The organism is Sporosarcina ureae DSM 2281 (assembly GCF_000425545.1).
GTDB lineage: Bacteria > Bacillota > Bacilli > Bacillales_A > Planococcaceae > Sporosarcina > Sporosarcina ureae.
Window position 1 is genome coordinate 198573 of record NZ_AUDQ01000002.1, and the last position, 17806, is coordinate 216378.

The 17806-nt window shown below is 41.1% G+C and carries 18 protein-coding genes and 1 other annotated feature; of the genes, 17 read left to right on the forward strand and 1 reads right to left on the reverse strand.

Features of this window, described 5'->3' with window-relative positions; translation table 11 throughout:
* Window positions 1-5 precede the first annotated feature (5 nt).
* The 14 genes from hflK (at window position 6) to H605_RS0103415 (ending at window position 14702) form a co-directional block, all read left to right on the forward strand.
* Window positions 6-983: an FtsH protease activity modulator HflK gene (hflK, locus tag H605_RS0103350; RefSeq protein WP_029052898.1), complete on the forward strand. Its 978-nt coding sequence runs from the start codon at window positions 6-8 to the stop codon at window positions 981-983.
* Entirely contained in the window at window positions 980-2005 is a 1026-nt protein-coding gene (gene hflC, locus H605_RS0103355; RefSeq protein ID WP_029052899.1) for a protease modulator HflC, read from the forward strand. The genes hflK and hflC overlap by 4 nt, the downstream gene beginning before the upstream one ends.
* Window positions 2006-2102: 97 nt before the next feature.
* Window positions 2103-4727 (forward strand): DNA polymerase I, encoded by a 2625-nt coding sequence (gene polA, locus H605_RS0103360; RefSeq protein WP_029052900.1) that lies wholly within the window; start codon window positions 2103-2105, stop codon window positions 4725-4727.
* A 10-nt stretch (window positions 4728-4737) separates the two neighbouring features.
* On the forward strand, window positions 4738-5610 hold the full coding sequence (mutM, locus tag H605_RS0103365) for a bifunctional DNA-formamidopyrimidine glycosylase/DNA-(apurinic or apyrimidinic site) lyase (protein ID WP_029052901.1): 873 nt from the start codon (window positions 4738-4740) through the stop codon (window positions 5608-5610).
* 12 nt (window positions 5611-5622) lie between these two features.
* The gene (coaE, locus tag H605_RS0103370; RefSeq protein WP_029052902.1) at window positions 5623-6222 is read left to right on the forward strand and encodes a dephospho-CoA kinase; all 600 of its coding nucleotides are present in this window, start codon (window positions 5623-5625) and stop codon (window positions 6220-6222) included.
* 122 nt (window positions 6223-6344) lie between these two features.
* Window positions 6345-7367: a glyceraldehyde-3-phosphate dehydrogenase gene (locus H605_RS0103375; RefSeq protein ID WP_029052903.1), complete on the forward strand. Its 1023-nt coding sequence runs from the start codon at window positions 6345-6347 to the stop codon at window positions 7365-7367.
* Between the two features lie 117 nt (window positions 7368-7484).
* Window positions 7485-7952 (forward strand): transcriptional regulator NrdR, encoded by a 468-nt coding sequence (nrdR, locus tag H605_RS0103380; RefSeq protein ID WP_029052904.1) that lies wholly within the window; start codon window positions 7485-7487, stop codon window positions 7950-7952.
* Between the two features lie 33 nt (window positions 7953-7985).
* On the forward strand, window positions 7986-9347 hold the full coding sequence (locus H605_RS0103385) for a replication initiation and membrane attachment family protein (protein WP_037561521.1): 1362 nt from the start codon (window positions 7986-7988) through the stop codon (window positions 9345-9347).
* 1 nt (window position 9348) lies between these two features.
* A complete protein-coding gene (dnaI, locus tag H605_RS0103390; RefSeq protein WP_029052906.1) occupies window positions 9349-10290 on the forward strand; it encodes a primosomal protein DnaI in 942 nt (313 codons plus the stop codon).
* A 103-nt stretch (window positions 10291-10393) separates the two neighbouring features.
* Window positions 10394-10624, forward strand: a binding site (T-box leader).
* 46 nt (window positions 10625-10670) lie between these two features.
* Window positions 10671-12605, forward strand: a complete 1935-nt coding sequence (thrS, locus tag H605_RS0103395; RefSeq protein WP_029052907.1) for a threonine--tRNA ligase — start codon at window positions 10671-10673, stop codon at window positions 12603-12605.
* A gap of 592 nt (window positions 12606-13197) precedes the next feature.
* Window positions 13198-13704: a translation initiation factor IF-3 gene (infC, locus tag H605_RS0103400; RefSeq protein ID WP_029052908.1), complete on the forward strand. Its 507-nt coding sequence runs from the start codon at window positions 13198-13200 to the stop codon at window positions 13702-13704.
* A 26-nt stretch (window positions 13705-13730) separates the two neighbouring features.
* Window positions 13731-13931, forward strand: coding sequence for a 50S ribosomal protein L35 (gene rpmI / locus H605_RS0103405; protein WP_029052909.1), 201 nt, complete (start codon window positions 13731-13733; stop codon window positions 13929-13931).
* A 42-nt stretch (window positions 13932-13973) separates the two neighbouring features.
* Entirely contained in the window at window positions 13974-14333 is a 360-nt protein-coding gene (gene rplT, locus H605_RS0103410; RefSeq protein ID WP_029052910.1) for a 50S ribosomal protein L20, read from the forward strand.
* A 69-nt stretch (window positions 14334-14402) separates the two neighbouring features.
* Window positions 14403-14702 carry a DUF1294 domain-containing protein gene (locus tag H605_RS0103415; RefSeq protein WP_420804846.1) on the forward strand — a complete coding sequence of 100 codons (300 nt, stop codon included), beginning with the start codon at window positions 14403-14405 and terminating at the stop codon, window positions 14700-14702.
* Window positions 14703-14744: 42 nt separating this feature from the next.
* On the opposite strand, the gene H605_RS0103420 is transcribed toward H605_RS0103415, so the two are convergent.
* Window positions 14745-15125: a hypothetical protein gene (locus H605_RS0103420; protein ID WP_029052912.1), complete on the reverse strand. Its 381-nt coding sequence runs from the start codon at window positions 15123-15125 to the stop codon at window positions 14745-14747.
* A gap of 93 nt (window positions 15126-15218) precedes the next feature.
* Between H605_RS0103420 and H605_RS0103425 the strand changes: the two genes are divergently transcribed.
* The 3 genes from H605_RS0103425 to H605_RS0103440 all read left to right on the forward strand — a co-directional run bounded on the left by H605_RS0103425 (window position 15219) and on the right by H605_RS0103440 (window position 17804).
* Window positions 15219-15704 (forward strand): dUTP diphosphatase, encoded by a 486-nt coding sequence (locus tag H605_RS0103425; RefSeq protein WP_029052913.1) that lies wholly within the window; start codon window positions 15219-15221, stop codon window positions 15702-15704.
* Window positions 15705-15826: 122 nt separating this feature from the next.
* Window positions 15827-16315, forward strand: coding sequence for a helix-turn-helix domain-containing protein (locus H605_RS18335; protein WP_051210452.1), 489 nt, complete (start codon window positions 15827-15829; stop codon window positions 16313-16315).
* A gap of 505 nt (window positions 16316-16820) precedes the next feature.
* On the forward strand, window positions 16821-17804 hold the full coding sequence (locus H605_RS0103440; protein WP_029052914.1) for a zinc-binding dehydrogenase: 984 nt from the start codon (window positions 16821-16823) through the stop codon (window positions 17802-17804).
* Window positions 17805-17806: the final 2 nt, after the last annotated feature.

The following is a 17806-nucleotide window of genomic DNA, read 5'->3' on the forward strand; positions in this document are numbered from 1 at the left end:
CAGATATGAGCACAAAAAGAATCCTGGTGACACTCGGTTTGTTTATCACCGGATTATTACTTTTATTGATCGTCTTTACCACGTGGTACACAGTCGACGAATCTGAACAAGCTGTCGTCATTTCATTCGGACAAGCTGGCGCACCTGTGACCGACTCAGGTCTTCATTTTAAGTTGCCTTGGCCGATTCAGAAGACAGAGATCTTATCTAAGGAAACGTACAGTATTCATTTCGGTTACAAGCAAGATAAGTCGGGTGAGATCGTGGATAAGGAAACGAAGATGATTACCGGGGACGAGTACATCGTTCTGACGGATCTGACAGTGCAGTGGCGTATTGTCGATCCCAAGAAGTACCTCTTCAATGCAGAAGATCCTATTGAAATCTTAAGGGATGCAGCGTCTGCTTCTATTCGTTCCGTTATTGGTAGTTCCACAATCGACGCGGCATTGACGGATGGAAAAGCGGAAATCGAAGCGAAGACCCGTGATTTATTGACTAGTTTAGTAGAAAAATATGACATCGGTGTCGCAGTGCAAGGTGTAAAATTGCAAGACGTTGAATTACCAAATGCGGAAGTTCGTGCAGCATTTACCGCTGTAACGGACGCACGTGAAACGAAAAACACGAAGATTAACGAAGCGAAAAAGTATGAGAACCAGAGAACGAAAGAAGCGATCGGTGAACGTGACGCGATCAAATCTCAGGCGCAAGGGAAAAAGACCGCGCGGATCGAACAAGCACGTGGTGACGTGGCGGTATTCAGTGATTTATATAATGAATACGCAAAAAGTAAAGAAATCACACGTGAGCGTTTGATTATTGAGACGCTGGAGCAAGTATTACCTAAAGCAAATCTTTACATCATGAATGACAGCGGAGAAACGATGAAGTATTTACCACTCCAACAGTTGCAAAAAGATCAGCCGCCTGTAACGGAAGAAAAGGATAAGTCAGCTGACAAAGGAGGGAAAGCTTCATGAGTAACGAACAAAATCCTTTCAAGAAGATAGAAGAAGCTCTCAAGAAGATGGGAGAAACCGATCAAAAAAGAAGTGCACAGAAGCCAGGACCGGAATCAGATCCTAAAGTTACGCAAATACGACCAAAAAAAGAGTTTGATATGAAAAAGTATACGAAATTAATTATCTCGCTCACAGTAGTTTTTGCGATTCTCGTTATTCTGTTATCCAACTTATTTATCGTAAAAGAGAATGAGTACCGTGTTGTCCGTCAATTTGGTGAAATTACTAGGATTATCGAAAAACCGGGTATGAATATGAAAATACCATTCATTCAAAGTGTTAGTACGTTGCCGAAAAACCGAATGACTTCTAACGTGTCGGAAGCGGAAATCAATACAAAAGATAAGAAGCGGATTATCATTGATAACTATGCAATATGGCATATTACCGATCCTGCTAAAATGATTTCCAACGCACGTAATATTGTCAATGCGGAAGCGAGAATGGAAGAATTTATTTATTCTGTTGTTCGTAATGAAATGGGACGTCTTGATTACGTCAATGTCGTCAATGATGAAGATTCGTCTCGCGGAAGTTTGAATGATGATGTGACGGCCAAAGTAAATAAGTTTTTAGATGATGGTAATTATGGAATCAAAGTAGTGGATGTCCGTATGAAACGTATTGATTTACCTGAAGAAAACGAACAATCGATTTACACACGGATGATTTCAGAACGTGATTCGACTGCGCAATCATACCTTTCAGAAGGTGACGCAGAAAAGCAGAAGATTGAAGCAGAAACAGATCGTGAAGTGCAGGAAATGTTAGCAAAAGCGAAAAAAGAAGCAGCGATTGTCACTGCGCAAGGTGAGGCGGAAGCTGCCAAAATCTATAATAACGCGTATGCAAAAGACCCTGAATTCTACAAACTGTATAGAACACTTCAGTCGTATACGAAAGTCGTGGATGATGAAACGATGATCATCCTTCCAGCAGATTCACCATATGCCAAGCTATTAACCGGCAATATCGAGTAATCATAAGTGCGTCATTTTCATTAGAGTTGCCAAACGTGGTAAACTAGATGAAAATGACGTTTTTTATAGTGACGAACATAAAGGAGTGGGATGAATTTTGACGAAAAAGAAAATCGTCTTATTGGACGGAAACAGCTTGGCATACCGTGCATTTTTTGCTTTACCTTTATTGACAAATGAAAAAGGTGTTCATACAAACGCGGTATATGGCTTTACCATGATGTTAGAGACCATCTTAGCAAATGAAAAACCGACGCATGTGATTGTAGCATGGGATGCAGGAAAAACTACCTTCCGCCACAGTACGTATACAGAATACAAAGGCGGACGTCAAAAGACACCACCAGAGCTATCCGAACAGTTCCCGTATATTCGTAAATTAATTGAAGCGTTCGGCATCACGCAGTATGAACTCGATTTATATGAGGCAGACGATATTATCGGGACATTAAGTAAAGAGTGTAATGATGCGGAAGCAGAAGTCGTCATCATCTCAGGAGATAAAGATTTAACGCAACTCGCGAATGATCAGACAACCGTATGCATCACAAGAAAAGGCATTACCGATCTTGAAAAATACACACCTGCACATATCGAAGAAAAATATGGCATTGCACCATTGCAGATCATCGACATGAAAGGTTTAATGGGCGATGCATCCGATAATATTCCAGGCGTACCTGGAATTGGTGAGAAAACGGCGTTGAAATTATTGAAGGAATATGGGTCTGTAGAAGCAGTTTATGAGTCGATCGATCAAATCACTGCAAAGAAAATGAAAGAAAACCTTGTGAACAATAAAGAGCAAGCTTTCATGAGTAAAGAACTCGCAACCATTGAAGTTCACGCTCCGATTACGGTTTCATTGAATGATTTAGACTTTGTCGGACGCAACGAAGAAGAAGTGATCCAACTCTATAAAGAATTGCAATTTAAATCATTGCTTGAAAAGATGGATGTTTCTGTCGAGGTTCAACCACTAGAAGAAATCGCTGTTCATACTGTGGAAGAAATTACTTCAGAAATGCTGACGGATACGATGTCTGTGCATGTCGAGATTGATGGCGATAATTATTTGTCTGAAGATATTTTAGGTATTGGTCTGTCAAATGACACAGATACGTACTTCATCACTACTGAATTGGCTACATCATCTGATCTCTTTAAGAGCTGGATTGCGGATCATGCCACGCGTAAATATGTTTCGGATTCTAAATCAGCCTATGCAGCGATTGCGCGACTTGGCATGGAACTAAACGGTGCAGAATTCGATCTCATGCTGGCGGCGTACATCGTCAATCCTTCATTCTCGACAAATGAAGTCTCCGAAATCGCACGTTCATTTGGCTATCATGGTGTAGAAAGTGACGAAGCGGTCTATGGTAAAGGGGCTAAGCGAACTGTACCGGCATCTGAACAACTTGCCAACCATACTGCAAGAAAAGCACATGCAGTGTGGGAGCTGTATCCTGTGGTTACAAAACAGTTGGAGGACAATGAACAGCGTGACTTATTCCATGACCTAGAATTACCGTTAGCAAAAATACTCGGGAAAATGGAAGTAACCGGTGTGAAAACAGACGTAGATGTGCTGAAGACGATTGGAGAGCAGTTGTCGGAACGTCTGGCAGTCATTGAGAAGACGATCTATGAAATGGCTGGCGAGACATTCAATATTAATTCGCCTAAACAGCTCGGCGTCATTTTATTTGAGAAAATCGGATTGACTCCTATTAAGAAAACGAAGACGGGTTACTCGACAGCTGCGGATGTGCTAGAGAAGCTCGCAAGCGAACATGAAATCATTCAGCATATTTTACTATACAGACAGCTCGGTAAATTAAATTCCACCTATATTGAAGGGCTAACAAAAGAAATTCATGAAGATGGAAAGATCCATACACGTTTCCAGCAGGCTCTAACGCAGACAGGAAGATTGAGCTCGATCAATCCGAACTTGCAAAATATCCCGATTCGTTTGGAAGAAGGACGCAAAATACGTGCAGCATTTATTCCTTCAGAAACCGAATGGATTATGTTTGCGGCTGACTATTCACAAATTGAATTGCGTGTACTTGCACATATTTCGCAAGATGAAAAATTAATTGAAGCATTCCGTCAAGGTGCGGATATTCATACAAAAACTGCAATGGATGTTTTTGGTGTAAACGAAGAAGAAGTCGATAGCAATATGCGTCGCGCAGCAAAAGCTGTCAACTTTGGTATTGTCTATGGCATCAGTGATTATGGATTATCCCAAAGTTTAAATATTACTCGTAAAGAAGCAGGGGAATTCATCGATACGTATTTAGCGAGCTTCCCGGGTGTCAAACAGTACATGGATACTAGTATTATTGACGCCAAGCAAAAAGGCTATGTGACGACACTATTAAAACGTAGACGATATTTGCCGGATATTACGAGTTCAAATTTCAACTTGCGAGGTTTCGCAGAGCGAACAGCGATGAATACACCGATCCAAGGTACTGCGGCGGACATCATTAAGCAAGCAATGATTGATATGGATGCCAGACTTGAAAAAGAAAATATGCAAGCGCGTATGCTACTACAAGTGCATGATGAGCTGATCTTTGAGGCGCCTATTGAAGAGTTGGAGAAATTAAAAGAAATCGTACCGGAAGTCATGGAACAAACGATTCAACTCGACGTTCCGTTGAAAGTCGATTGGAATTATGGCAAGTCTTGGTACGAAACGAAGTGAGTGAATATACATGCCAGAACTACCGGAAGTAGAAGGAGTGGTGCGAGATCTTGCACCACTCGTGGAAGGGCGGACGGTGAAGCAACTTTCTGTATCGGATACCGTCGTCATTTCTAAAACAGCTGGAAAAGAAACGATTATTAAAGGGAAATCTGTGGACGACTTTCTTGACGGCATGGAAAATATGCAAATCGAGAAAATTGTGCGTCGCAGTAAATATATTTATTTTCATTTAGTGAAAGAAAACCAACCACATTTGCTCGTCAGCCACCTTGGTATGACGGGCGCTTGGTTTGTCGTGAATTCTCCTGATGAAATTACAGAAGAAAAGTTCCGAAAACACGCACATGTCTTTTTGGAAATGGAAGATGGCGGATTACTCGTCTACTCGGATATACGAAGATTCGGTGAAATGCGTCTACTACAGACGGAAGAAGATTTTCCTCCTTTGTTAGAGATGGCACCCGAACCTTTTTCTGATGAAGCGCTGGACCATTTTTTATCGATGGCAGAAACTCCGAAGTATAAAAGAAAACCTATCAAAGAAGTAATTATGGATGGGAAAGTTATTTCGGGATGCGGCAATATTTACGCTACAGAAGCGCTGTTTCATATGAAGATCCATCCGAGTCGTTCAGCGAAACGAATCAGCAAAAAACGCAAAACTTTATTGTTTGAAGAGATTGTACGCGTTTTGCAAGAAAGTATCGATGCAGGAGGCAGTACAATATCCGATTATCGTTCTGTTAACGGCAACGCGGGAACGATGCAAGATCGACTGCATATGTACGGGAAAAAAACATGCTTAGCGTGCGACACACCGACTAAAAGTAAGCAGATTGCGGGCAGAACGTCTGTCTATTGTCCAGCTTGCCAAAAATAAGGAGTGATGAGCGTGATTATCGGATTGACAGGAAGTATTGCTAGCGGGAAAAGTACTGTAGCGAATATGTTGCGTGAAAAAGGTTACCCTATTGTTGATGCGGATGTAATTGCGAGGGAAGTAGTTGAGTCAGGCAGCCCATTGCTAAAAAAAATCCAACAGACATTCGGTGAAGAGGTGTTACGGGAAGATGGTACACTGAATCGCGAACAACTTGGCGCACTTATTTTTGGTGATGAAGTGAAACGACAACAGTTAAATGAATTGATGCATCCTGCTATCAGAGGGCGAATGGTCAGTCAGAAAGAAGACTATTTAACTCAAGGCTATCAAACCGTCATTATGGACATCCCCTTACTGTTTGAAAGTAAACTTCAGGACTATGTGGAGAAGATTGTCGTTGTTTCTGTCACGAAGCAAATTCAAAAACAGAGACTGATGGCTCGCAATGAATTGACGGAAGCAGAAGCAGATGCCAGAATCACATCCCAGTTGGATATGAGCATCAAAGAACAAGGTGCAGACGCGGTTATTCATAATAACGATACAGTGGAAGAAACCGAAAAGCAGTTGAATGCAATCCTTGAAAACTGGCAAGCTGTACCGAGATAATCAGTGTGGGGAAATAATTTATAAATTTAATGTGTAATAGTGTTGGCATAATGATAAATTGTGTTATACTAATGAACGATTAAAGATATAAAGTATAACATACATGCAGGAGGATCCCTTTAATGACTACAAAAATTGCAATTAACGGACTCGGCCGTATTGGACGGATGGTATTCCGCCAGATTATCAAGGAAAACGATGTTAATCTAGTTGCTGTCAATGCGACATATCCAGCTGAAACGATTGCACATCTCTTGAAATATGACTCAACACACGGAGTTTTCGATGGTGAAATCATTGCGGATGAAAATGCGATCATCGTCGACGGCAAACGTGTACAACTAATTTCAGAACGTGACCCATCGAAATTGCCTTGGCAAGAGCTTGGCGTAGATATCGTTATAGAATCAACAGGTGTATTCAACTCACGTGATAAAGCAGCACTTCATTTGGAATCGGGCGCAAAGAAAGTAATTTTAACTGCTCCAGGTAAAAATGAAGACGTAACGGTTGTAATCGGAGTGAATGACGAGAAATTAGATGTCAACAAACATAGTGTAATTTCCAATGCGAGTTGTACAACAAACTGTTTAGCACCAGTTGCAAAAGTATTGAATGATGAATTCGGTATTGTAAACGGCTTAATGACAACTGTACATGCATATACGAATGATCAGAAGAACTTGGACAACCCACATAAAGATTTACGCCGCGCGCGTTCTTGCGGAGAATCCATTATCCCAACTTCAACAGGTGCTGCAAAAGCTTTGTCTCTTGTACTTCCTGAGCTTGAAGGGAAAATTCACGGCTTGGCATTGCGTATCCCGACACCAAATGTTTCCCTTGTGGACTTGGTAGTGGACGTAGAAAAAGATGTGACGGTTGAAGAAGTGAACAACGCGTTCCGTAAAGCAGCAGAGGGCTCGATGAAAGGGATTCTTCGCTATACTACAGAACCTCTTGTATCGATTGACTTCAATACGACTACAGAATCCGCAACACTAGATGGACTTTCTACTATGGTCATGGGCGATCGTAAAATCAAAGTGCTTGCATGGTATGATAATGAGTGGGGTTATTCAGCACGTGTTGTGCAATTGGCGAAAAAAGTCGCTACTGCACTAACTGATAAAGTCACTTCATAAATGAATGAATCGGCACTTCATCTTACGGGATGGAGTGCTTTTCTGTGTCCGTTTGTTGTTGTATGGACAGTTTCTGTTATAATGAAAAGTACTAATGAATATGCGGAGGAACTAACTATGTTATGTCCAGCTTGTCACTACCACGGAACACGCGTAATTGATTCACGACCTGCGGAAGAAAACCGTTCCATTCGACGAAGACGTGAATGCGAAAAATGTAGTTATCGTTTCACGACATTTGAAAAAGTGGAGCACTCTCCGTTAGTTGTCGTAAAGAAAGATAAGACCCGGGAAGAGTTCAGCAGTGAAAAGTTGCTGAGGGGATTAATTCGCGCTTGTGAAAAACGCGCGGTTCCGATCGAGCAATTAAAAGAAATCGTCAGTTCTATCGAAAAAGAACTAAGAAGCTCAGGAAATGTCGAAATAGATTCAGAACAAGTAGGAGAAATGGTGATGGAACGATTAGTGGACGTGGACGAGGTTGCGTATGTACGATTTGCGTCTGTTTACCGCCACTACAAAGACATCACGGTCTTTATTGACGAGTTGCAACAATTGCAAAACAGGAAAGATGAACAAGAGTAAGATGTTGATCTAGAAGGGGAGGCGATTGTTAAAATGCTTTATACAGAGTTGCAGCCTGTCGATTCCTTCAAAGTGAAATTAGCACATCCTTTCTCTGCGTATGACCGACAAATGCTGACGTTATTTTATCAGCCACTTATCGGTCCTGAAGCGGTCAGTTTGTTTATGACCCTTTGGACGGATGCGGAAAGCAGAGAACCGCAAGAACATACCCACTACTATTTAATGAACATGTCTTCGTTTCCACTTCAAGCCATTTTTGAAGCGAGGATTTCATTGGAAGCTATTGGATTGTTGCGTACGTATAAGAAAAAGCAAGAAATAGATAAGCGGTCTTTTCTTTACGAACTATTACCGCCACTCGATGCACCATCTTTTTTCAATGATCCGCTCCTATCTACCTTTTTATTCAGTAAAATTGGAGAGCAGCCGTATCGTCAGTTACGCGGCCGATTTTTAGAGGAGCCTATTGCGAAAGAGGAGTATCAAGATATATCCCGAACATTTTTAGATGTTTATAAACCAGCGAGAGGCGATCAAGCGATGGAATTGACTGCAGGAATGCATTTTCAAGGAAAGAGTGAACCTACTGGCATACCGTTTTATGTTGCAAATTTTAATTTTGATTTATTTTATAACGGTCTTTCCGAACAAATGATCCCTAAAGCTTCTTTGCGGACTATTTCTCAGGAAATGATTGCGATGCTGGCTTTCTTGTATTCACTCAGTCCGCTCGATATGCAAAAAGTCGTGATGATTGCCATGGATGAAAATCATCAGCTGACGGAAGAAAAAGTTCGCAAGGCAGCTGCGGAATTTTATAAGATGAATACGTCCAAGCAACCGCCTAAATTACAGTCGGTGTTTACACAACCGATAGTCGACGAAGTGCCTAAAGAGAATATGAGTCGTGACGAAGAATTACTGTTTTATCTCGAACATACTCCGCCAAAAGAGATGTTGCGTAAAGTGAGCAAGAAAGAACCATTCCTTGTAGACATTCAGCTTGCTGAACGATTAATCAATTTGCATAAATTCCCGGTAGGTGTCGTCAATGTCTTGCTGCAATATGTAATGCTACGTAATGATGGCAAAATCACGAGTAGCTTTGTGGAACGCATTGCTTCACATTGGGCGAATAAACAAGTGAATGATGCTAAAACGGCTTTGAAGTTATCAAGAGAAGAACATGATCAATATATGAAATGGCTCAAAGAAGGGAAGCAGTCGACGCCTAGAAATCGAAAGCCAACAAGGGAAGAAAAAGTTCCAGAATGGTTTTCTAAGCGCGATAAAAAGAATGAGAAATCCAGTAAACCTAATCATTTCAATGTAGAGGAAGAACGCCAGAAGTTATTGAAAGAATTGGGGATTTCAGAACCAGAGGTGAAATAATATGGAACGAATAGGGGATGCGATGAAACGGGTAGTGAATGCTCCTTCATTAGCCCAAAAATACGACGAGCTTCGAACAGAAGTTATGGAAGATCCGGCTGTTCAACAATTTATTAGCGAGCATTCCGATGAAGTCAATACAGATGTGGTCAACCGCAGTCTAGGTAAATTATATGAATTCACAACGGCTTCCCACGCTTGTGAGCGCTGTCCAAATCTCGATGGGTGTATTAACGTCATGAAAGGCTTTGAGCCGAAATTAGTCATAGCACAGCGCCTTATTGATGTGGATTATATAGTCTGTCCTACTAAGCAGTTGGAAGATGAACGTAGAAACATTTCGAAAATGGTCAACAGCATGTACATGCCTAAAGAAGTAATGGAAGCGCGTCTATCTGACGTGAACTTCTTGTCAGAAGATAGTCGCGTGATCGTGATGCGAGCAGCTAAAGATTTCATAAATCAAATCGAGTCTACTGGTAAGGTTCCGGAAAGAGGCTTCTATTTATTTGGTAACTTCGGCATTGGAAAATCATTCATTTTAGGTGCGTTAGCGAATGAATTGGCAACTAGACGTATCCAAACTGTAGTAGTGTATGTGCCAGAGTTTCTACGTGAGATGAAGCAATCGATCCAAAACCAAACATTGGACGAAAAGGTGGAGTTTGTGAAGCGGGCTCCTGTCTTGATGCTAGATGATATAGGAGCAGAAACGATGTCGACTTGGACTCGGGATGAAGTGCTTGGCACGATTTTGCAGTACCGTATGGCGGAAAAGCTACCTGTATTCTTCACCTCCAATTTTAATTATAATGAATTAGAACATCACCTTACAACGAGTCAGCGTGGGGAAAAAGAGCCTATTAAAGCGGCACGAATTATGGAGAGAATCCGCATGGTCAGCCAACCATTTAAACTTGGTGGGGAGAACTGGCGGGATTAATCTTTCTTTATAAAATGGCTTTGTTGAAAGAATTAATAAATTACACTTGCAATTACGCTCAGACTTTTCTATACTATTACACAGTTCAACATTCATAAAATGTTAAAATGCATCGAAGAGGACAATAATTTGTTTTTCACCTTTCCAGAGAACAGGGGCATGGCTGAAACCCTTGTAGGCAGAAGATAAATTTACCACCTCCAAGCAGCATCAGTGAAAGTAAGTAGCTGATGACGGTAGCGGCCCGTTAGCCGATCGAAAGCTTCGGTCTTTTCGCATATTTGCGAATGGAAGGAAGAAGGGTGGAACCACGAGCTCAAGCCTCGTCCCTTTAGGGATGGGGCTTTTTTGCGTTCAAAAAAAGAAAGGGAGTCATACACATGCCAGAAAATATTCACTTAACATTTCCAGATGGTGCAGTAAAAGAATTTGAGGACGGCGTCACAACAGAAGAAATTGCAGGCTCCATCAGTCCTGGATTGCGTAAAAGCGCATTGGCAGGAAAAATTGGAGATCAGCTAATTGATTTGAAATCCCCAATCCATACAGATGGAGATATTAGTATTATTACTCCAACATCAGATGAAGCATTGGAAATTCTGCGCCATAGTACGGCTCACCTTTTGGCACAAGCCGTTAAACGTAAATTCCCGGATGCGAAACTAGGTATAGGTCCTACTATCGAAAACGGTTTCTATTACGATATCGATTCACCTACACCGATCACAGCTGAAGACTTACCTGAATTAGAAAAAGAAATGAAACGCATCATTGGTGAAAACTTGCCGATCATTCGTCACGATGTATCTCGTGCGGAAGCAGAAAAGCGTTTTAAAGAAATTGATGATGAATACAAGTTGGAACTTCTTGAAGCAATTCCTGAAGATCAACAAGTATCCATTTATGAACAAGGCGAATTCTTTGATCTATGCCGTGGCATTCACGTCCCGTCCACAGGTAAACTAAAAGAATTTAAATTATTAAGTATTGCAGGAGCTTATTGGAGAGGGAACTCTGATAACAAAATGCTTCAGCGGATCTACGGAACAGCTTTCTTCAAAAAAGACGAGCTGAAAGACCACTTGCGTATGCTCGAAGAAGCGAAAGAGCGTGATCACCGTAAAATCGGTAAAGAATTGAATCTCTTTACGAATTCACAAAAAGTTGGACAAGGTCTACCATTATGGTTGCCAAAAGGTGCTACAATTCGCCGCGTAGTGGAACGTTATATTGTAGATAAAGAAGAAAGACTAGGCTATCAGCACGTGTATACTCCCGTACTTGGAAGTTTAGATCTCTACAAAACTTCAGGTCACTTGGATCACTACCAAGATAGCATGTTCCCAATTATGAGCATGGATAACGAAGATCTCGTTTTACGTCCAATGAACTGTCCTCACCATATGATGATTTATAAAAATGGTATTCATTCGTATCGTAACTTGCCACTTCGTTTGGCGGAACTCGGCACAATGCACCGTTATGAAATGTCTGGAGCACTTTCAGGTCTTCAGCGTGTTCGCGGAATGACATTGAACGATGCGCATATCTTCGTGCGTCCAGATCAAATTAAAGAAGAGTTTAAACGCGTAGTCATGTTAATCATTGAAGTATATAAAGACTTCAATATCAAAGATTATTCATTCCGTCTGTCGTATCGCGATCCTGAAGATACAACAAAATATTTTGATGACGATGAAATGTGGGAACGTGCACAAGCTATGTTGAAAGAAGCAATGGATGAGATGGAGCTTCCGTATACTGAAGAAGAAGGCGAAGCAGCATTCTACGGTCCGAAGCTCGATGTACAAGTAAAAACTGCAATTGGTATGGAAGAAACACTTTCCACAGCACAATTGGACTTCTTATTACCTGAGCGCTTCGACCTTACGTATATCGGCGAAGACGGCAAACAACATCGTCCAGTCGTAATTCACAGAGGTGTCGTCTCTACAATGGAACGCTTTGTTGCCTTCTTAATTGAAGAATACAAAGGAGCTTTCCCTACGTGGTTAGCGCCAATTCAAGTAGAGCTCATCCCGGTATCACCTGACGTTCACCTTGACTATGCACAAGACGTTAAAGAGAAACTGACATTGGCAGGGTTCCGAGTAGATGTGGACAGCCGTGACGAAAAGATCGGTTACAAGATTCGTGAAGCACAAGTACAAAAGGTTCCGTATATGCTTGTACTAGGAGATCGTGAAGTGGAAGCTGGCGAAGTCAATGTTCGTAAATACGGTGAACAAAAATCTGAGAGTATGTCATTTGACGCGTTCCTAGAATTAATCAAAGAAGACGTGAAGAAGGACTGATCCAAAGAGGTAGGTACCGTTGATCTGTTTTTCAGGTGGACACTTCCGACTTACTAAACGAAGGCGTCTTACAAGCGGTAGTGTAGCGATGAGTCAGCCAGGAGTTCTTCCTGTCTGGTTCATTGCAATATCCATCCGCAAGTGCCAAAGTGGGTGTAAAGCCGTTTTTCATTCTACTTTTCTAAAATGTTAAAAATAGCAGTTGCAATTCTATCTATAGTACGCTATACTTGAAAAGTTGAATTAATTCAAAAAACCTGTATGTCCGACAATGTGATCTGCAGAGTTATTGACATTTGATACTAATGATGTTATTATTAATAAGGTTAACTGAATACAGTTTGTGGTATAAGAAGAGGCTACCCGCTTCTCACCTGATCGACGCAATGAAGTTGTTGCCAGGTTAGCACAATAAGTTTATATCTATGCATACTGGCATAGTATACTTACGCGGGTAGACAAATCATATTTGTCTACTTTTTTTATTTTGTAAAATGGATAGACCTATGGGACTTTGAAGTCGGGATTTCCGATATACCAAAATGTGTATTCACGAGACAATATTCGGAGGTGGATTACTATTAGCAAAGACATGTACGTAAATGATGGTATCCGAGCACGTGAGCTGCGATTAATTGATCATAACGGCGAACAACTCGGTATCAAAACACGTAATGAAGCTTTAGATATTGCTGCTCAAGCAAACCTGGACTTAGTTCTTGTTGCTCCACAAGCGAAGCCCCCAGTAGCTCGTGTTATGGACCATGGAAAGTTCAAGTTCGAACAGCAAAAGAAAGAGCGTGAAGTACGTAAGAATCAAAAGGTCATCAACGTAAAAGAAGTTCGACTTAGCCCTACAATTGATGAGCATGATTTCCAAACGAAACTTCGTAACGGAGTCAAGTTCCTTGAAAATGGGGATAAGGTCAAAGCTTCGATTCGTTTCCGCGGCCGTGCGATTACGCACAAAGAAATTGGCCAACGAGTACTTGATCGCTTTGCAGAATCTTGCAAAGAAGTAGCAACTGTTGAAGTTAAACCAAAAATGGAAGGTCGGAGCATGTTCTTAATACTTGCCCCACTTGCCGAGAAAAAGTAACACGAACAATTTAGGAGGAACAGAACATGCCAAAAATGAAAACTCACCGCGGTTCCGCGAAACGTTTCAAAAGAACTGGAACTGGTAAATTAAAACGTGGCCGTGCTTACACAAGTCACCTATTTGCTAACAAATCTACGAAGGCTAAGCGTCACTTACGTAAGTCTTCACTAGTTTCTTCAGGCGATTACAAGCGTATTCGTGAAATGCTAACAAACATGAAGTAAGACCGAACACACACTTAAAGGATAAGCAGGAGGTAATGCACTATGCCACGCGTAAAAGGTGGAACAGTAACGCGCAAGCGTCATAAAAAAGTATTGAAATTAGCAAAAGGTTATTTTGGTTCAAAACATAGACTTTATAAGGTAGCAAACCAACAGGTAATGAAATCTTATAACTATGCTTACCGTGACCGTCGTAACAAAAAACGTGATTTCCGTAGACTATGGATTACACGTATCAACGCGGCTGCTCGTGTGAATGGTATTTCATACAGCACATTAATGCACGGCTTGAAAGTAGCTGGCATCGATGTTAACCGTAAGATGCTTGCAGAACTTGCAGTGACAGATGCACCAGCATTTGCACAACTTGCAGAAACAGCAAAAAAATCTGTAGCAAAATAAGATGAACCAAAATCCACTTTCGTTTTCATTCTTATATGGAAATGAAGGTGGATTTTTTCGTATGGAGGAATGGCTGAAATGGCACAAACTCTATTGATTTATATGGTCATCCTGTCACTCTGGGCATTTGGGGCAATGGGATATGATAAAAGACAAGCTAAAAAGAAAAGACAACGTGTACCAGAACGAAACCTATGGTTACTGGCTTTGCTTGGTGGCGGAGTGGGGGCATACGTTGGCATGCAATTCTTTCATCACAAAACAAGAAAAACCAATTTCCGTATTGGATTTCTACTTCTGATGATGATCGATATCGTGTTGCTACTTGCTATATATGGTGTGAAATTACCAACTACCGTTACATTTTGATATAAAAAACGGAAATAGCTTTTCTGAGCTATTTCCGTCTAATCAAGATTTCATTAATTGTTCAATTGGATTCTTCCAATTGATCTCGGCATGAGGATAATTCGTTCGTACTTCGGATTCAAGGAAATGAAAATCTTCTTTCGTCATACCTTGCAGCTTTGCTTCATTTTTCACCCAAATGAAAATGGAAACAACATCAAAGGAATCAGTCGTGGTGCCTAGATATTTCTCACCTTCAAACATCGCACCTTTATACGTAATAAAAAAGTTTTTACGGATATTCTTAACGTCATCATAAAAATAATACTGTTCCTTTTCATACGCTTCATCCAGCTTTCGCTTAGCATCTGTCAAATAGCGAATCCCGGCATAAAATAAATATATAACAAGTGCTATAATGAAGATGCGGATCAATACAACCATGAAATCAGCTCCTGCAAACGATATAGTACAGTACTATACGGCTGAGTCTGGTAAAAGGTTTCATTTAATAGCAAAATGGTGGAGGGAATACAAATGAAATTACATCAACTATTTGAAATGCAAAGAGCACTCGATACATATATACAAAAAAATCATCAAACGAATGAGACATTTGCCGAAAGAGGTTTGGCATTAGTAGTCGAACTTTCCGAGTTGGCGAACGAAACACGTTGTTTTAAATTCTGGAGCACAAAAGGACCTTCAGCAGATGATGTCATTTTAGAAGAGTATGTGGATTCTATACATTTCTTATTATCTTTAGGAATCGAAAAAGGTTTTGACGGATTGGAAGACTGGCCAGCAAGTGATGCAAAAGATCAAAATCTGACACAACAGTTTATTCAAACAGGTCAATCTATTTATGCATTCTTGGACTCATTAACATTTGAAGATTATAAAAATATTTGGATGAATTACGGAGCACTGGCGAATACGCTCGGATTTACGGAAGAACAGATTATTCAAGCATATATTGATAAAAATGAAGAGAACTATGCACGTCAAAAAAGTGGATACTAAGCGGTATCATTGACTTCATCGTAAATTTAACTATAATAGAAATTTCATAAATAAATAAATTGACAAAAAGACTGTTTTGATAATAATATTAATACAATACAGGTCATACAGGGGGTATTTCGTTGAACGAATGGAGTAAGGATGATTTTGGATTGCGTTTAAAGGCACTGAGAGAACGTCGAGGACTATCGATGATGGCATTTGGCGCGGCAATCGGCACATCAGCTAGCCGAATTAAAGATTGGGAGCGTGGTAAGAACGCACCGTCCGCTGCTTGGATCGCTAAAATTTCAGAGCGTTTTTCTGTTTCTACCGATGAGTTGATTATGGGTGAGGTAACATTTACTCCGTATTTCAAAGCGACAGGTAATACAGTAGAATCACTCTATGATCGTCTTCGTGAAACGATGAATGTCGAATCCTCTGGTAAATGGCCAACAGAAATTGATGAGCTATATGCAGAAATCGACGCAGTGAATAAAGAGAAGTACCGCAGCGGAAAAGGACGTCGATCGGCTGAAAAAGAGCTGATGGAATTAGCCATCCGTCTACCTAAAAAAGATGTACTAGAACTACTCGAACTCGCTAAATATAAAAGACGCACCCTATAAAACGATGCCCCTTAAAGTTATGACACTTCGAGGGGCATCGTTTTTTATTAGTAGAATGTGAAAGTTAAATAGGATTAGCCGAATGGGTTAGTGGAGAGTACGAAGGGATTGAAGCTCCATCTCGGGACGCGTGTGGGCCGTGCGGTGAGCTAACCAAGTCGAAATCTTCTTCTGATTGTCTCACCTGACGGGCTTGATTCATCCTGAGCCGCCCCAGCTTCCGATTTAATCCTGCATAAGTAGATGTAGATCACTTACTGTGCAGGGATTGGAGTGCAGACAGGCCGCGGGAATAGCATGAGTCTTGAGACCCCACAGCGAAGCGAGGAGGCTCAAGCCATGCCCGCAGGAAAGCATCCGCTCGGAACGGAAATCCCTACCCAACACCCTGTCGGCCACTGCCTATATTCCAAAACAACAAATAATCAAATAGAATGAAATGTAGGAAAATAGAATGAAATGCGTTATGATGGAATCGTAGATAAACCCAAGGAGGATGAGTTGATTGAAAGCATTCGTTCATGAAAATGGTGAGTTGCACTATACAGATATCGCCGATCCCTCAGCTGGAAACGGTGAAGTCATTGTCGCATTGAAAACAGCAGGACTCAATCGGCGTGACACCGCTATACCCAAACGACGTGGGGACGCTAAAGAACCTTTAGTATTAGGCTCAGACGGCGCCGGCACGATCGAATCAATTGGAGAAGGTGTAACCGGTTGGCATGTTGGAGACGAAGTAATTATCAATCCATCACTTCGATGGTTCGAAGAAAGCGATGCGCCACCAGCTGAATTTGATATTCTCGGTATGCCGGATCATGGCACGTTTGCAGAGAAGATTTGCATATCCTCAGATCAGCTAGAGAAAAAGCCATCACATCTTACATGGAATGAATCCGCAGTTATCGCTCTATCCGGGCTTACAGGTTATCGAGCACTAGTGACTAGGGGCCGTATAGAAGAAGGCCAAACCGTCTTTATTCCTGGAGCTGGAAGTGGAGTCGCGACCTATATGATTCAATTTGCGAAGAAAATGGGAGCGCGTGTCATTGTGTCCTCAAGAAGTGAAGAAAAAAGAAAGTACGCATTGAAAATTGGTGCGGATATAGCGATTGATACGAATAGCGATTGGCCAACAGAACTAAAAGATGAACGTGTAGATCTTGTAATTGAGAGTGTGGGAAGAGCAACATTCAATCGTTCTCTTAAAATTCTTAAAAAAGGTGGACGGATCGTAGTGTTTGGTGCAACGACAGAAGATATCGTCGAACTGAACTTACGTGAATTCTTTTATGGTCAGTATTCGTTGCTAGGTACTACGATGGGAAGTCGTGAAGAACTACGGGATATGTTAGCGTTAGTTGAAGAACATCAAATCCATCCTGTTATTGATTCAGTGATTCCTCTTGAAAAAGCAACTGAGGCATTTACTAAGCTAGATGACAGTGTACAATTCGGTAAAATCGTTTTAGCCATTTCGAAATAACA

What these genes read in the sequence shown, in the direction of transcription:
- H605_RS0103420 (WP_029052912.1), bottom strand. Translation starts at nt 15,125, where the DNA reads ATGGTTGTATTGATCCGCATCTTCATTATAGCACTTGTTATATATTTA.
- thrS (WP_029052907.1), top strand. Translation starts at nt 10,671, where the DNA reads ATGCCAGAAAATATTCACTTAACATTTCCAGATGGTGCAGTAAAAGAA.
- nrdR (WP_029052904.1), top strand. Translation starts at nt 7,485, where the DNA reads ATGTTATGTCCAGCTTGTCACTACCACGGAACACGCGTAATTGATTCA.
- rplT (WP_029052910.1), top strand. Translation starts at nt 13,974, where the DNA reads ATGCCACGCGTAAAAGGTGGAACAGTAACGCGCAAGCGTCATAAAAAA.
- rpmI (WP_029052909.1), top strand. Translation starts at nt 13,731, where the DNA reads ATGCCAAAAATGAAAACTCACCGCGGTTCCGCGAAACGTTTCAAAAGA.
- H605_RS0103375 (WP_029052903.1), top strand. Translation starts at nt 6,345, where the DNA reads ATGACTACAAAAATTGCAATTAACGGACTCGGCCGTATTGGACGGATG.
- hflC (WP_029052899.1), top strand. Translation starts at nt 980, where the DNA reads ATGAGTAACGAACAAAATCCTTTCAAGAAGATAGAAGAAGCTCTCAAG.
- infC (WP_029052908.1), top strand. Translation starts at nt 13,198, where the DNA reads ATGTACGTAAATGATGGTATCCGAGCACGTGAGCTGCGATTAATTGAT.
- H605_RS0103385 (WP_037561521.1), top strand. Translation starts at nt 7,986, where the DNA reads ATGCTTTATACAGAGTTGCAGCCTGTCGATTCCTTCAAAGTGAAATTA.
- H605_RS0103425 (WP_029052913.1), top strand. Translation starts at nt 15,219, where the DNA reads ATGAAATTACATCAACTATTTGAAATGCAAAGAGCACTCGATACATAT.
- hflK (WP_029052898.1), top strand. Translation starts at nt 6, where the DNA reads ATGAGCACAAAAAGAATCCTGGTGACACTCGGTTTGTTTATCACCGGA.
- H605_RS0103415 (WP_420804846.1), top strand. Translation starts at nt 14,403, where the DNA reads ATGGCTGAAATGGCACAAACTCTATTGATTTATATGGTCATCCTGTCA.
- dnaI (WP_029052906.1), top strand. Translation starts at nt 9,349, where the DNA reads ATGGAACGAATAGGGGATGCGATGAAACGGGTAGTGAATGCTCCTTCA.
- mutM (WP_029052901.1), top strand. Translation starts at nt 4,738, where the DNA reads ATGCCAGAACTACCGGAAGTAGAAGGAGTGGTGCGAGATCTTGCACCA.